Annotated in this window: 14 protein-coding genes; 12 read left to right on the top strand and 2 right to left on the bottom strand. The window is 68.0% G+C overall.

Features of this window, described 5'->3' with window-relative positions; translation table 11 throughout:
• Positions 1 to 79: 79 nt before the first annotated feature.
• The gene (locus ABD156_RS32895; protein WP_344282829.1) at positions 80 to 1,501 is read right to left on the bottom strand and encodes a M20/M25/M40 family metallo-hydrolase; all 1,422 of its coding nucleotides are present in this window, start codon (positions 1,499 to 1,501) and stop codon (positions 80 to 82) included.
• A gap of 361 nt (positions 1,502 to 1,862) precedes the next feature.
• Between ABD156_RS32895 and pdhA the strand changes: the two genes are divergently transcribed.
• The 12 genes from pdhA (at position 1,863) to ABD156_RS32835 (ending at position 13,474) form a co-directional block, all read left to right on the top strand.
• Positions 1,863 to 3,068 (top strand): pyruvate dehydrogenase (acetyl-transferring) E1 component subunit alpha, encoded by a 1,206-nt coding sequence (gene pdhA / locus ABD156_RS32890; RefSeq protein WP_344282827.1) that lies wholly within the window; start codon positions 1,863 to 1,865, stop codon positions 3,066 to 3,068.
• On the top strand, positions 3,068 to 4,060 hold the full coding sequence (locus ABD156_RS32885) for an alpha-ketoacid dehydrogenase subunit beta (RefSeq protein ID WP_344282824.1): 993 nt from the start codon (positions 3,068 to 3,070) through the stop codon (positions 4,058 to 4,060). The genes pdhA and ABD156_RS32885 overlap by 1 nt, the downstream gene beginning before the upstream one ends.
• Before the next feature lie 16 nt (positions 4,061 to 4,076).
• On the top strand, positions 4,077 to 5,471 hold the full coding sequence (locus tag ABD156_RS32880) for a dihydrolipoamide acetyltransferase family protein (RefSeq protein ID WP_344282821.1): 1,395 nt from the start codon (positions 4,077 to 4,079) through the stop codon (positions 5,469 to 5,471).
• Between the two features lie 109 nt (positions 5,472 to 5,580).
• On the top strand, positions 5,581 to 6,153 hold the full coding sequence (locus ABD156_RS32875; RefSeq protein WP_344282910.1) for a TetR/AcrR family transcriptional regulator: 573 nt from the start codon (positions 5,581 to 5,583) through the stop codon (positions 6,151 to 6,153).
• Positions 6,154 to 6,209: 56 nt separating this feature from the next.
• Complete coding sequence (locus tag ABD156_RS32870; RefSeq protein ID WP_344282818.1) at positions 6,210 to 8,108, top strand: ABC transporter ATP-binding protein; 1,899 nt, start codon at positions 6,210 to 6,212, stop codon at positions 8,106 to 8,108.
• A gap of 31 nt (positions 8,109 to 8,139) precedes the next feature.
• Positions 8,140 to 8,724, top strand: coding sequence for an ABC transporter ATP-binding protein (locus ABD156_RS32865; protein WP_344282815.1), 585 nt, complete (start codon positions 8,140 to 8,142; stop codon positions 8,722 to 8,724).
• The gene (locus ABD156_RS32860) at positions 8,721 to 9,905 is read left to right on the top strand and encodes a hypothetical protein (protein ID WP_344282812.1); all 1,185 of its coding nucleotides are present in this window, start codon (positions 8,721 to 8,723) and stop codon (positions 9,903 to 9,905) included. Before ABD156_RS32865 ends, ABD156_RS32860 begins: the two co-directional genes overlap by 4 nt.
• Before the next feature lie 17 nt (positions 9,906 to 9,922).
• On the top strand, positions 9,923 to 10,423 hold the full coding sequence (locus ABD156_RS32855) for a P-loop NTPase family protein (RefSeq protein WP_344282809.1): 501 nt from the start codon (positions 9,923 to 9,925) through the stop codon (positions 10,421 to 10,423).
• 32 nt (positions 10,424 to 10,455) lie between these two features.
• A complete protein-coding gene (locus ABD156_RS32850) occupies positions 10,456 to 11,367 on the top strand; it encodes an SEC-C metal-binding domain-containing protein (protein ID WP_344282808.1) in 912 nt (303 codons plus the stop codon).
• Positions 11,368 to 11,442: 75 nt separating this feature from the next.
• Entirely contained in the window at positions 11,443 to 11,907 is a 465-nt protein-coding gene (locus ABD156_RS32845) for an FxsA family protein (RefSeq protein ID WP_344282805.1), read from the top strand.
• 12 nt (positions 11,908 to 11,919) lie between these two features.
• A complete protein-coding gene (locus tag ABD156_RS32840; protein ID WP_344282804.1) occupies positions 11,920 to 12,348 on the top strand; it encodes a very short patch repair endonuclease in 429 nt (142 codons plus the stop codon).
• Positions 12,349 to 12,358: 10 nt separating this feature from the next.
• Positions 12,359 to 13,474, top strand: a complete 1,116-nt coding sequence (locus ABD156_RS32835; RefSeq protein WP_344282801.1) for a DNA cytosine methyltransferase — start codon at positions 12,359 to 12,361, stop codon at positions 13,472 to 13,474.
• A 36-nt stretch (positions 13,475 to 13,510) separates the two neighbouring features.
• Here ABD156_RS32835 and ABD156_RS32830 read toward each other — a convergent pair whose 3' ends face one another.
• Complete coding sequence (locus tag ABD156_RS32830) at positions 13,511 to 14,593, bottom strand: DNA cytosine methyltransferase (protein WP_344282799.1); 1,083 nt, start codon at positions 14,591 to 14,593, stop codon at positions 13,511 to 13,513.
• Positions 14,594 to 14,790 lie beyond the last annotated feature (197 nt).

Raw genomic sequence — 14,790 nt, 5'->3', positions numbered from 1 at the left:
CATTGGGTGCATGCGACGCACCCAATGTGGCATTGGGTGCGTGAGATGCACCCAATGCCACATTGGGGCGTTCGCCAGGTCAGCTGCGGGCGTGCGCGTCCAGCAGATGCGCCACCGCTTCGGTGACCTGCTGGGCGTAGTCCAGGTTCAGCCACTCGTCGGGCACGTGGATGTTCGAATCCGCCCCGCACGCGCCGGTGACCAGGAACTGCGCCTCCGGGTACTTCTCGCCGAGCAGGCCCATGAACGGGATCGACCCGCCCATTCCCGCCGCGCGGTGCGGACGGCCGAACACCTCGTCGTCGACCCGGCGCAGCGCGTCAGTCAGCCACGCGGCTTCCTCCGGCGCGTTCCAGCCGTTCTCCGCCTGCTGGTCCTCGGCGATGGTGACCTTCGCGCCATACGGAACATCCGTGGTCAGCACCCGCTTGATCGCCGCCAGCGCGTCGTCCGCGACCGCCGTGGGCGGCAGGCGGAAGCTGAGCGTGAGCGTGGTGCTCTGCCGCAGCACGTTGCCTGCCTCGGCGGGCAGCGGAAGCCCTTCGCCGCCGATGATCGACAGCGTCGGCCGCCAATAGTTGTTCAGCAGCAGCTCAAGCGCGTCCTCGGACACCGTCTTTCCACCGCTCACCAACGGGAACGCGGTGTGCAGCGCTTCCGGCGCCACCTCCGCGACCGCCTCGATCTCGGCGCGGCGGCTGGCCGGCACCTCGACGTTCAGCTCGGACAGCTTGATCTCGCCGGTTTCCGCGTTCTCGATCCGCTCCAGCAGCTGCCGCAGGACCCGGAACGAACTCGCGACGACACCGCTGGCCAGACCGGAGTGCTGTGCGGTGGCGAGCAGCTGGACGTTGACCGTCAGGTGCACCATGCCGCGCAGGCTGGTGGTGAGCCACAGCCGCTCGTAGTCCATGCCGCCCGCGTCGAGGCAGACGACGAGGCTGACTTCGCCGAGCCGTGCGCTCAGGTGCTCAAGGTAAGCGGGCAGGTCGGGGCTTCCGGATTCCTCGCCGGTTTCCAACAGCAGCGCGATGCGCGCGTGCTCGCCGCCAGCGGCGTGTACTGCTTCCAGTGCGGCACTGGCCGCGTACCCGGAGTAGCCGTCGTCGACCGAACCTCGGCCGTACAGGCGACCGTCGCGGATGACTGGCGTCCACGGGTCGAGGCCTTCGGACCAGCCGCCGACCGGGGGCTGCTTGTCCAAGTGGCCATACATGAGAACGGTGCCCTTGTCCGTCGCGCCCGGGGTGGCCGGAACGTCGACGAACAGCAGCGGAGAACGGCCTTCCAGCTCGACGACCTCGATCCGCGCGCCCGGCAGGTCGCGCCCTTCGAGGTAGGTCTTGACGTGCTGGACGGCGGCGGCGAGATGCCCGGTCGACGCCCAGTCCGCGTCGAACGCCGGGGACAGCGCGGGGATCGCGACCAGACCGGACAGGCTCGGCGTGACGTCGTTGATCCACGTCGAGACCACGGATTCGCGTACGGATTTTTGTTCCACAGCGCCATCTTGCCACGGTGACCGACGTCACCGGTGCGGGTGAACGTCGTGCGCGGCGATCCCAGCGAGAACCGCGATCGTCGCTCGCGAGGGCAGGTAGGGCGCGGGATGGCCGACCGACCATCGCCACTCCCATACTCGGGCATCCAAGCGTTTTCCCTGTTCAGCGAGGTTTTCTCAGCAACAAATCAGCAACTCCCGCTCTCCATCGGAGCAATTCTCGTGCCAGGATGTGGCCACGAACCGTCAACGCCGACGATGACCGGAGCACCTCGGACCCGAGGCGCCGGTCCCCGCCGGTGCAGTCGCTGTGGCCGCCACAAGCGGCCGTCAGAGGCGCCGACACCGAGGAGAACAGCTCATGCCGTCCGAACAGTGGACGCACCCGGAACCTGGAGACGGGCCGGCCGCCGTAGCGGCCCAGCCTTCCCCCGAACAGGTGATCGCCGGTTTGCGAGCGACAAGCGAAGGTGGCGCTGAGCTGACTCAGCTGCTCACCCCCGAGGGCCAGCGGGTCCCGTCCGAGCGGTTCGACCGCTACGTCGAGGACGTGGACGACGAAACGCTGAAGAACCTCTACCGCGACATGGTGCTGGTGCGCCGCGCGGACCGCGAGGCCAACGCGATGCAGCGCCAGGGGCAGCTGGGCATCTGGGTGCCGCTGCTCGGCCAGGAAGCCGCGCAGGTCGGGTCCGGTCGCGCGCTGCAGCCCCGCGACATGGCTTTCCCGAGCTACCGCGAGCACGGCGTCGCCTACACCCGCGGCGTCGACATGCGCGAGCTGATCGGGATTTTCCGGTGCACCGACCACAGCGGCTGGGACTACCAGGCGCACCGGTTCCACCCGTACACCATCGTCATCGGCAACCAGGTGCTCAACGCGGCCGGTTACGCGATGGGCCAGAAGTTCGAGGGCAAAGTTGGCGACGAGGGTGGCGAGGCCACCATCTGCTACTTCGGTGACGGCGCGACTTCGCAGGGCGACGTGCACGAAGGTTTCGTCTGGGCCGCGGTGTACGACGCACCGCTGGTCTTCTTCTGCCAGAACAACCAGTGGGCGATTTCCGAGCCCACCGAACGCCAGTCGCGGCTGCCGCTCTACCAGCGCGCCCGCGGCTACGGCTTCCCCGGCATCCGCGTGGACGGCAACGACGTCCTCGCCTGCCTCGCCGTCACCCGGTGGGCGCTGGAGGAATGCCGGCACGGCAACGGACCGGTGCTGATCGAGGCGTTCACCTACCGGATGGACGCGCACACCACGACCGACGACCCCACCCGCTACCGGCTCTCAGACGAGCTGGAGGAGTGGAAGCTCAAGGACCCGATCGAGCGCGTCCGCGCGTTCCTGGCCCGCAACGGGCACGCCGACCAGGCGTTCTTCGACAGCGTCCAGGCCGAGGCGGACCAGTTCGCCGCCGAGCTGCGCGACTACACGTTCAACATGCCGGAGCCGCCGCCGGATCGGGTGTTTTCCCAGGTGTACGCCGAACCTTCGCCGGTGCTGGAAGCGCAGCGCGAGGAGTATCTGTCCTATCTCGACGGTTTCGCGGCAGCGGGTGAGCACTGATGACTGATCTGCAGAAGCTCACGATTGGCAAGGCGCTCAACCTCGGTCTCCGTCGTGCGATGGAAGAGGACCCGAAGGTCCTGATCATGGGGGAGGACGTCGGCAAGCTCGGCGGCGTCTTCCGGATCACCGACGGACTGCAGAAGGACTTCGGCGAGCAGCGCGTGCTGGACACGCCGCTCGCCGAATCGGGCATCATCGGCACCGCGGTCGGCCTCGCCGTGCGCGGATTCCGGCCGGTGTGCGAGATCCAGTTCGAAGGCTTCATCTTCCCCGGCTTCGACCAGATCTCCTCGCAGCTGGCGAAACTGCACTACCGCACGCAGGGCAAGGTCAAGATGCCCGTCGTGATCCGGGTGCCGTTCGGCGGCGGGATCGGCGCGGTGGAGCACCACTCGGAATCGCCGGAATCGCTGTTCTCGCACATCGCCGGCCTGAAGGTGGTGTCGATTTCGAACGCCGTGGACGCCTACTGGGGCATCCAGGAGGCGATCCGCTCGGACGACCCGATCCTCTTCTTCGAGCCCAAGAAGCTGTACCACTCGGGCGCGTTGAAGATGGAGGTCGACACCTCGACGGCGCCGTCGCGGGTGTTCGCGTCGCAGGTGGTGCGCGAGGGCACGGACGCCACGGTGGTCGCGTACGGCCCGTCGGTGAAGGTGGCGCTCGACGCCGCTACCGCCGCCGAAGCCGAGGGCAAGTCGCTGGAGGTCATCGACCTGCGCACGCTCTCGCCGCTCGACCTCGGACCGGTCTTCGAATCGGTCCGCAAGACCGGACGGCTCATCGCGGTCAGCGAAGCGCCGTCGGAATCCTCGCTGACCTCGGAAATCGCCGCCCGCGTTCAGCAGGAATGCTTCTACTCCCTTGAGTCCCCCGTCCTGCGCGTGACCGGATTCGACACGCCGTACCCGCCTGCGAAGCTCGAGGAGCACTACCTCCCCGACCTCGACCGGGTCCTGCACGCTGTCGACCGATCTCTCGCCTGGTAAGGGGGTTGCATCAGAAATGCCCGAGTACAAACAATTCCCCCTGTCGGACACGGCGGAGGGGCTGACCGAAGCCGACATCCTCGCCTGGCGCGTCAAGCCGGGCGACACGGTCACGGTCAACCAGATCGTGGTCGAGGTCGAGACCGCGAAGGCCGCTGTCGAGCTGCCGATCCCGTGGGCCGGGGTGGTCACCGAACTGCACGTGGAACCGGGGCAGACGGTGGAGGTCGGGACGACGATCCTGACCATGGACGTGGATCCCGACGGGAAAGCCGCGCCCGCGCCCGCCGCTGCTGCTGCTTCCGCTGCCGCGCCCGCTCCGGCCGAGGAGGAGATGAAGCCGCTGGTCGGCTACGGCTCCAAGGCGGCCGGGACTACCCGGCGGGCGCGAAAGCACCCCAATGTGGCATTGGGTGCGTCAGATGCACCGAACGCCACATTGGGTGCGTCGCATGCACCCAATGCCACATTGGGGCAGCCCCCGGCCCCAGCGGCACCGGCAGAACCGGCGGCCCCGCGCGGCGGTTACGTCCCGCTGGCCAAACCGCCGGTCCGCAAGCTGGCCAAGGACCTCGGCGTCGACCTGCACTCGCTCACCGGCAGCGCGGACGGCGGCGTGATCACCCGCGACGACGTCCACGCCGCCGCCAACGGTTCCGCCGCCCCCACGGTGTCCACAGTGTCCACTGTGGACACCGGCTACGACCCGACCACCCGCGAGCGGCGTGTGCCGATCAAGGGCGTCCGCAAGGCGACCGCGGCCGCGATGGTGCAGAGCGCGTACACCGCTCCGCACGTCACGGAGTTCCTCACCATCGACGTTACGCCGATGATGGAGCTGCGCGAGAAGCTCAAGAAGTCGCGCGAATTCAGCGGCGTCAAGCTCACTCCGCTGGCGTTCGCGGCGAAGGCCGTGTGCCTCGCGGCGAAGCGCACGCCGGACGTCAACGCGGTGTGGGACGAGGCCGCGCAGGAGATCGTCTACAAGGACTACGTGCACCTCGGGATCGCGGCGGCGACCCCGCGCGGTCTCGTGGTGCCGAAGATCCGGGACGCGGATTCCTTGTCGCTCAAGGAACTCGCGGTCGCGCTCACCGAGCTGACCGACGTCGCACGCGAGGGCAAGACCACGCCGGCGGCGATGCTGGGCGGGACGTTCACGATCACCAACGTCGGCGTTTTCGGCGTCGACACCGGAACGCCCATCATCAACCCGGGAGAGTCGGCAATCCTGGCGGTCGGGGCCATCCGCGACACCGCCTGGGTGGTCGACGGCGAGATCAAGGTGCGCAAGGTGATGCAGCTGTCGCTGAGCTTCGACCACCGGGTGGTCGACGGGCAGCAGGGGTCGGAGTTCCTCGCCGACGTCGGCGCGCTGCTCGCCGATCCGGCGGTCGCGATCACGTACTAAGCGACAAGGCCGTGTCCACCCGGGCACGGCCTTTCGTTTATCGAGTTGACGGAGTGAGCGCTCACTCCGTACCGTGGCAAGCATGGAAACGAGGAAAAGAGCACCGGGGATGGCCCCGGACGACCGGCGGCGGATGATCGTCCGCGCGGTGCTCCCGCTGGTCGTCGAGCACGGTCACGGGGTCACCACCGCGCAGATCGCCCGGGCCGCCGGGATCGGCGAGGGCACCATCTTCCGGGTCTTCAAGGACAAGGACGAACTGTTCGACGCGTGCGTGGAAGCCGCGCTCGATCCGGCGGAGGCGCTGGAGATGATCGGGGAGATCCCGGCCGAGCTGCCGCTGGAGAAGCGGCTGGCCGAAGCCGCCGAGGCGATGAACGCGCACCTGCAGCGAATGGGCGCGGTGATGGCCGCGACGATGAAGGGACGCCCGCGCGCGGCGGCGGAAGAGGCGCGTAACCGCAAGTCAGTGACCGGGGACAGCCGCCGCGAGTCGCTCGAAGCGATGCAGCGCGCGGTGCGGGAGCTGTTCGTTCCGGACGCCGCCCGGTTGCGGCTGCCGGTGGACAAGGCCGCTTCGCTGTTCCTGGCGCTGCTGTTCACGCAATCCCGCCCGATGCCGGGTGCCCCGACTACTGACGAGGTCATCGACGTCTTCCTGCACGGTTCGGTGCTGGCGTGATCCCCGGCGGTGGGGGCGGGATCGAGATGGCCCTCGGCCGCCGCGGTCGCCGCAGGATGGCGCAATCCGTGCCGGACAGCGGTCTCACCGGGCCGGTCGACATCCCGGAACCAGAACAGCCCGAACAGCCAAAAGGCCTGCGCGCCCGGCTGTCGCGCATGCGCACTTCCGTAGCCGGCACCGTCCGCGGCCTGCCGAAGGTCGCGAAGCTGACTTGGCAGGCCAGCCCGACGTTGACGATCGTGCTCGCGGTGATCACACTGGCGTCCGGCCTGCTGCCGACGGTCACCGCGTATATCGCGAAAATCCTGCTCGACTCGGTGGTCGCCGCGATCCAGCATCGCGGGTCGACGGCGGACATCGTGCGCATCACGCTGTTCCAGTTCGGCGTTCTGGCGGCGACCGCGATCAGCAGCGCGCTCACCACGATCGCGCAATCCCTGCTGCAGGAACGGATGACGCTCAGCATCCGGCACCAGGTCATGCAGCACGCGAGCGACCTGCACCTGTCGTACTTCGAGGGTTCGTCGTCCTACGACATGCTGCGCCAGGCAGCGCAGGAAGCGCCGACGCGTCCGTTGTCGATGATGACCTCGGCGCTCGGCCTGATCCGGACGCTGATCACCTTCGCCAGCATGATCGCGCTGCTGGTGTCGATCAGTCCGCTGCTCGCGCTGGTCGCTTTGCTGGCCCCGATTCCGGCGTTCATCTCGCAGTCGAAGTACGGTTCGCGGGCGTTCTGGCTCACCTTCATGATGTCGCCGATCAAACGGCGGATGGACTATCTGTCCTCTTTGGTCACCACGGACACGTATGCCAAAGAGACCAAGCTGTTCGGCCTCGGTCCGTACTTTGTGGACCGGTTCCGGAAGCTCGGCGTCGTGGCCTACGAACGGCAGCGAAAGCTGACAGTGAAACGGAATGTCAGCTCGACGTCGTGGGGATTGCTGAGCACGCTGGTCGGCTCGGGGATCGCGTTGTACATCGCGCTGGAAGCGGTGGGCGGGCGGCTGACGCTCGGCGACCTGGCGCTGTACACCGCCGCCGCGACGTCCGTGCAAAGTTCGGTGACCGGTTTGTTCACCGCGTTTTCCGGGATGTACGAGAACAATCTCTACCTGGACACGCTGTACAAATTCCTCGACACCAAACCGGAAATCACCGCTCCGCCGAAGCCGCGGCCACTTCCGTCCACTGTGGATGGACACATCCAGTTCGAGTCGGTGAGCTTCAGTTACCCCGGCGCGGACGAACCGGCGCTGCACGGGGTGAGTTTCGAGATCCGTCCCGGTGAGACCGTCGCGGTCGTGGGCCGCAACGGCGCGGGCAAATCGACGCTGTTCAAGCTGCTGTGCCGGCTGTACGACCCGACAGCGGGCCGGATCCTGCTGGACGGCGTGGACATCCGCGAGTACGACCCGGTACAGCTGCGCACCAAGATCAGCGCGATGTTCCAGGATTACGTGACCTATCAAGGCACCGCGGCCGAGAACATCGGCCTCGGCGACCTGAACCGGCTCACCAATCGCGAGCACATCGAGGAGTCCGCCCGCCGCGCCGGAGCCGACGAGCGCATCGCCCGGCTGCCGACGGGGTACGACAGCCCGCTCGGCCGGTGGTTCGACCAGGGCGTGTCGCTGTCCGGCGGGGAATGGCAGAAAATCGCGCTGGCCAGGGCCTTCCAGCGCGAGGCCCCGATCCTGATCCTGGACGAGCCGACGTCGGCTTTGGACGCCCAAGCCGAGCACGACCTGTTCGACCGGCTGCACACGTTGTCGCGCGGGCGGACGACGCTGTACATCTCGCACCGGTTCTCGACGGTCCGCCAGGCCGAGCGCATTCTGCTGCTGGACCACGGGAAGGTCGCGGAGTACGGAACGCACGAGGCGCTGATGGCGGCCGACGCCGGGTACGCGGAATTGTTCACGCTGCAAGCGGAGGCGTACTTGAAGTGATTATCTTGGGGTGATCAGCCGAGGGGGTTTCGTGCTCATCACCACTCAAGACCTGGGGGTCACCGCGGGCGAGACTGAGCTGTTCAGCGGTCTCGACCTGGCCGTCGACGCCGGCGAATGCCTGGTCGTCCGCGGTGCCAACGGGGCGGGCAAGTCGACATTGCTGCGCTGTCTCTACGGGAACCAGCCGCCGACGTCCGGTTCCGTGTCCGTCTGCGGCGGACCGCCCGACGAGCGGTCCGCCGCTTTCCGCCGCCGCGTTTCGGTGCTTTTCGACGATTCGGCGCTCTTCGACGAGCTCACGCCGCGCCAGCATCTCGATCTGCTGCGCAATTCTTTCGGCGGCGAGCTGGCCGAGGGTCCGGTACCGGCTCCCGATGTGCCCGCGGCAGAGCTGTCGGCCGGACAACGGCGTCGGCTCCTGCTGCACGCCGCGGTCGCGCGTCCGCACGAGGTGCTCCTGCTGGACGAGCCGGAACGCGCCCTAGATGCCGACGGCCGGGCGTGGCTGTCCACTCTGGTCCGCACCAGCACGGGACGCGGCGCGGCGGTGGTCGTGGCAAGCCATCACCCGCCGCTCGCGGACGAGGTCGCGGATTACGTGGTGGACCTGTGAAACGACCGGATCTGGTCCTGGCGCTGGTCATCGCGGCCGGGCTGCTGGGATCGCCGTTCTACAACACCGAACTGGTGCGGAGCCAGCTGATCGGCGGCGCTCCGGTGGGCGCGCTCGGCAGCCTGCTCGTGCTGTGCACCGGCCTCGCACTGGCCTGGCGCGCGACCTTGCGCCGCGGCTACCTGTGGACCCATCCGGCCACGCTGACCTGGGACGATTTCGACGGTCAGCGCCCTTCCGCGCTCACCCACCGGCTCGTGCTGGACTGGGCCGCCCGATTCGGTGTCGCCGCGTATTTCTTCGCGGTTTCGGGCATGCTCATCGGTTTCCCCAGCTCGCTCGTCGGTCCAGTGGTGCTTTTCGTGGTTGTCGCCGCCCTGGCGCTGGCGATGGGCCGCCGCCGCTCGTTCCCCGGCGAATCCCTTCTCCCGCTTACCCTCGCACTGCCGCTGGTAGTTCCACTGTGGACATACGTCGTCACCGCCGCCATCGCCGCCTGCGCGTTGGCGCGGTCCTCTCCGTTGCCGCGCACGGTTTCTCGCGACACCTTGATCCGGCACTACACCGAACGCATGGTGCGCCGGACGTCCGCCGCTTTCCTGGACGTCTGGGCGCTGCTCCCGGCCGGACGCCCAGTGCCGTGGCGGAACGCGCTGGCCGGTCGCTTCATCGTCACCCGGTATGTCGTCACGGGGACTCTCGCGCGCCGGTACACGCTCGGCCTGCCGGTCTTCCTGGCACTCGCCGTAGTCGCGACCCACGCGACCTTCCCCGCCGTGACGTCAGTGTGGCTGCTCGGCATCGGCGGCTACCTCGGTCTCCTGCCCTTCACCGCCCCGGTCGCGCAGCTGCATCGAGTGCCCGGACTGCGTCGCTGGCTGGACGCGTCAAACCTGCGCCTGCACGCCGTGACCTGCGCTTTCCTGTGCCTGCTAGCCCTGATCTGGGCGGGCGTGGTGCTGCTGCTGGGCACCCCGGCCTCCGTCAGCGCGGTCGTGGCGGTGCTGATCGCCGCCCTCGCGGCCGTCCGCTCGGTAACCCGCGGCCCGCTGGACTTCAGCTCGATGGGGATGGTGCTGTACGAAGGCGTCCTGATCCCGGCGGGCCTGGTGCGACAACTTGTCCGGGGCCCGGATCTCCTGGTGCTCGGGTTAATTGCCGCGAGTTTCGTCCCGCTCTAGTTCTAGGCTTGCTCGCCATGGGGCGACGCATCATGGTCACTGGCTGCTCCGGGGCCGGAAAATCCACCCTGGCCAGGCAAATCGGCGCCGCCCTCGACATCCCGGTGACGCATCTGGACCGGCTCTACTGGCGTCCCGGCTGGGTGGCGGCCCCGCCGGAGGAGTTCCGCGCCGCCGTCGCCGAGGCCGCCGGCACGGACAGCTGGGTGATCGACGGCAACTACAGCAAGACCTTCGACCTGCGCCTGCCGTTTGCCGACACCGTGGTGCTGCTGGACGCCTCCCGCTACACCTGCCTGCATCGGGTCGTGCGCCGGCAGGTGCGCGAATGGGGCCAGGAAACGCAGGCCGCCGGGTGCGTGTCGAAGATCGACCTCGAACTGGTCCAGTGGATCTGGAACTGGCCGGCCCGCCGCCCGCTGATGCTGCGACGGATCGCCACCGAAGCCCCGGCCGCGCGGCAGGTGCTGCTGCGCTCGCCGCGCGAGGTTTCGGCGTTCCTGCAGCGCCTGCGATGATCGCTTGCCGGGCTAGCAATAAAGTGCCCCACATGACGACGGGTACGGCCGCGGAGACCGCCGCACGACTGGAAGCCGAGCTGGATAAGTATCCCGATGAGCAGGGAGAGATCCTTTTCGAGGCGGCACGGGCATGGCGTCAAGCCGGTGACGACGACCGCGCCGTCGCGCTGCTGACCCAGGCTGTCGCGCTGGGCGGCGAGGAAGGGGGCAACGCTCGGGTCGAACTCGCCGAGCTGCTGTTCGACCTCGGCCGGGCCGACGAGGCCCAGGCCCGCCTGGACGAGTTGCGGAGCGAGCAACTGCCCTCATCGATGCCGTATCACCTGGCCGCTGAGCTGCTGGAACACCGCGGAGAGCTGCAGCAGGCGCTGGCCTGGTTCGACCTGGCCGTGGCCCGGCTGTCTGAGGAGGAGCTGGCCGACCGGAACACGGAGTTCGGGTTCTTCACCCTCGCGAACAACGTCTTGACTGGTCGACGACGGGTGCGCCGCGCGCTGGGGTTGCCTCCGGACGAGCAGGACGAGTCGGTCCAAGGTCCTTCGGATCCGGTCCGTGCCGCCGCCCCGCCAGCGCCTCCGGGGGAAGTGCGAGTGCTGTTCTGGCCCCGCGACGAGATTCCCCGCGCGCACGAGGCTTGGCCGCACCTGGTTCAGCACGCCGACGCGGACACCATCGTCGCCGACCGAGAGGCCGACAACCGGGAGCTGTCTGAGACGGGCGTCGCCCGGATCTTGATGGTCCCGTTGACCGTCGCGAAACTCCGGGAGTTCGCGACCCGTACCGGCGGCGACCCAGCCGCGGAAGACACCCGGCTGGCCTGCATGAACGAGGTCTTCGAGGAAGGCGGCGCGCTGAGCTGGCCCCCCGCGCGCAACGAGCCCTGCTGGTGCGGCTCGGGTGCTAAATACAAGAAATGCTGCGGCCGTCCCAACCTCTCCTGACCGCGATCGGCAGCCTCCTGACCTGCGCTTATTTCCCCTCGGGAGCAAATCCCGGCACTCGTTCGTTCACCTGGTATGGCTGTCGTGTTCCTGCTCTACGTCATCGCTGAAGTCGCCGCCATCTGGGCGGTCGGCTCGGTCGTCGGTGTGCTCGGCACGATCGGGCTGCTGATCGCGGGCGCGTTCGTGGGCTCGTGGCTGGCGCGCCGCGAGGGCGGCAAGGCGATGCGCGCGTTCATGGCGACCGCACAGTCCGGCCGCAACCCGGAGAAGGAGCTGACCGACGGCATGCTCGTCGCGCTCGGCGGCGTGCTGATCATGGTGCCCGGCTTCGTCAGCGACGTCCTGGGCCTGCTGATCCTGGCACCGCCAACCCGTTCGGTCGCCCGGCGGTTCTGGCTGCGCCGCGCGGAGAAGCGCGCCGTCCGGTACGCCAACCAGCGGCGAGGCCCGGTGATGGTGGTGGACAGCGAGGTCGTCACGGAGGAGCCGCGGCCGTCGAACCATCCGGTGATCGAAGGCCGGATCGTCGAAGGCTGAGCCTTTGCCACAATGACTCCCGTGGAGCGGCTGGTAACGACTTCCGCGGTGAGCGCCCGCATGAGCAAACAGAAGTCCCGCAACACCGGGATCGAAATGGCGCTGCGCAAAATCCTGCACGCCGCCGGGTTCCGCTATCGGGTGCACCGGCGTCCGGTCAAAGGCGTTCGCCGCGAGGCTGACCTGGTGTTCGGCCCAGCCCGGGTGGCGGTTTTCGTCGACGGCTGCTTCTGGCACGGCTGCCCGGAACACGGCACGTGGCCGAAGAACAATGCGGAGTATTGGCGGACCAAGATCGAAACCAACCGCCGCCGAGACGCGAATACTGACGCACTGCTGCTCGAAGCGGGCTGGCTGTCCGTGCGAATCTGGGAACACGAAGCGACCGATACGGCCGCGTCGCGGGTGATCGAGACCGTGCGGGAACGCCGGCCCCATTAATGTTGGCGCCATGCCTCTACCGGGTCAGCCCACCGCCGCGGAGTTCTTCGCCGGCATCGGTCTCGTGCGCCTAGGCCTCGAACCGGCCGGCTTCGACGTCGCGTGGTCCAACGACATCGAACCGGCGAAGCAGGCCATGTACGAGGCGCATTTCAACGACCGGGGCGCGCACGAGTACGTCCTGGGCGATGTCGCCGCCCTGCGCGGGGCTGACCTGCCCGCCGGCCTCAGCCTGGCCTGGGCGTCCTTCCCGTGCACGGACCTCTCGCTGGCCGGCTGGCGCCGCGGCCTGGCGGGCTCGCACTCGTCGACGTTCTGGGAATTCACCCGCATCCTGGATGAACTGGGCCCCGACCGTCCGCCGGTGGTAGCCCTGGAAAACGTAGTAGGCCTAGCCACCAGCCACGGCGGCGACGACCTGCGCGCGGCGATCCGGGAACTCAACCGTCTCGGCTACTCGGCCGATGTTCTCACCCTGGACGCGCGGCGGTTCGTCCCACAGTCGCGGCCTAGGTTGTTCATCGTTGGTGCGCAGAATCCGCCCTCTGACTCGCCCGCGCCGTCGCCACTCCGCCCGGCTTGGCTCGCGCTTGACCCTGCGTTACGGACACATCGCGCTGCTCTTCCCGCGCCTCCGCCGCTGTTGGTCGCCGGGCTGTCCGCCGCTATCGAACGCCTGTCCGCCGACGACGAGCGATGGTGGGCTGCGCCGCGTGCTGCCGCGTTCATTGGCTCCCTCTCGCCGCTCCAGCTGGAACGACTGACGCAGCTCAAAGCGGGGAAGAAGCTCGTGTACCGGACGGCTTACCGCCGCACTCGCAACGGAAAGCCAGTGTGGGAAGTCCGGCCAGACGACATCTCCGGCTGCCTGCGAACCGCCCGCGGTGGGTCTTCTAAGCAGGCCGTCGTACAAGCTGGCCGGGGAAGCGTGCGGGTCCGGTGGATGACGCCGCGCGAGTACGCGCGGCTGATGGGGGCGGGGAAGTACGCGCTGGACGGGCTGCGGAACAACCAGGCGCTGTTCGGCTTCGGGGACGCGGTGTGCGTGCCGGTGGTGCAGTGGCTGTCGGAGAATTACCTGATGCCGTTGGCGCGTGGGGAAATGAGCTTGGAGACCGCGGTTTAGTCCGCCCCAGTCGGCGGCCCGAGACGCTTGGCCAGCCTATTTCAACAACCCGTCAACACCGTCGCGAGTGTCCTGCCAGCTCGCTTCGACACACTTGTCCAAGACCGCAATGTCAAGCTCCTCGCCGAGCGCGGCAGCTAGGACATGGGCAGCCAACCGCGGCGGGATCGCGTTCCCGACCTGTTGGGCGACGCCCCGACCAGACCACGGGTAATCCGGCGGAAAAGTCTGCAGCCTGCCCGCTTCCCGATCGTTGAAGCGGTCCGGCTCGCCGGACGGCCTGCCGAGAAGACGGTTGCGAGAGACTTTGCCGGTAACCGTGAACGCGGGTTGGTCGGTTTCTCGCCGCCCCCGGGCCTTCGGATCGCCACCAGTGCCGTAGTTGGACACCACAGTGAACCGGTGTTGCCAATCGAGCGCTTCACCCATGGTTTTCCACGGCAGCAGTCGCTGGTCACCGGCCTGGCGATCCCGCCCCTTGACGTAGCGGCGGTGGGTGGGCTCCGGCAGCTTCGCGGGCCCGTCGCGTCGAGCGATCAGGATCGCCCGGCGCCGGGTCTGCGGAACACCGAACTCCTCGGTGTGCAGGATGCCGCAGGCGACGCTGTAATCACGCTTTTCAAGAACCTCGGCGAACGCCTTCCACACCGGGAGCACGGCTGGCACCTGCTCCAACACGATCGCGTCGTACGGCGTTCCCGCCTCGATCGCCCACCGCAAAGGCTGGAGGACCAGACCAGTGCGGTTGTCGTCCTTGTCGAGGAGTGCCAGCTTTTCGGTGACGTCCTTGCCCGCGGCCATCTCCTCGACAAACCGCAGCACCTGGTCCAAGGCTCTCCGACCAGCACCTTTACCCGCAACCGTGTACGTCTGACAGGGCGGACCGCCGCTGAGGATGCGTGCCATGGGGAAGTCAGCTGGTTTGGACAGGCAAACGTCGCCCTCTTCGGTCAGCAGACCCGCAGCCTCTCGGGTGGCGCAGGCGTCTGCGTCATATTCGATGCCCGCGACCGATACCCCCAGCCAGTGCGCGGCAACGTCGAGACCGCCCGGACCGGCGAAAAGATCCACCATCTCGACCTGCGCACGCAGCGACGATGGCGGCTGTTCGTCGGTCATGAGACGACATCTTATAAGGGGCGTCCCCGAGACGGACGCGAACACCCATTCGACACGCCGGCTCGAAACATCGCGCTACGTAACAAACTTGTGACCACGTGGAGTAACGAACTCGGCTATCCGCGCGACGTGAATGATCGCGGAGCGCGTCGAAGCGGATGGGCCTGCCCTCCGATCAAGGGTCGTTCGCGCGATGC

The sequence above is a fragment of the Amycolatopsis albidoflavus genome, from assembly GCF_039525725.1.
Classification (GTDB): Bacteria; Actinomycetota; Actinomycetes; order Mycobacteriales; family Pseudonocardiaceae; genus Amycolatopsis; species Amycolatopsis albidoflava.
The sequence above is the reverse complement of the archived record's forward strand: the minus strand, read 5'-3'. Positions and strand labels throughout refer to the sequence as shown.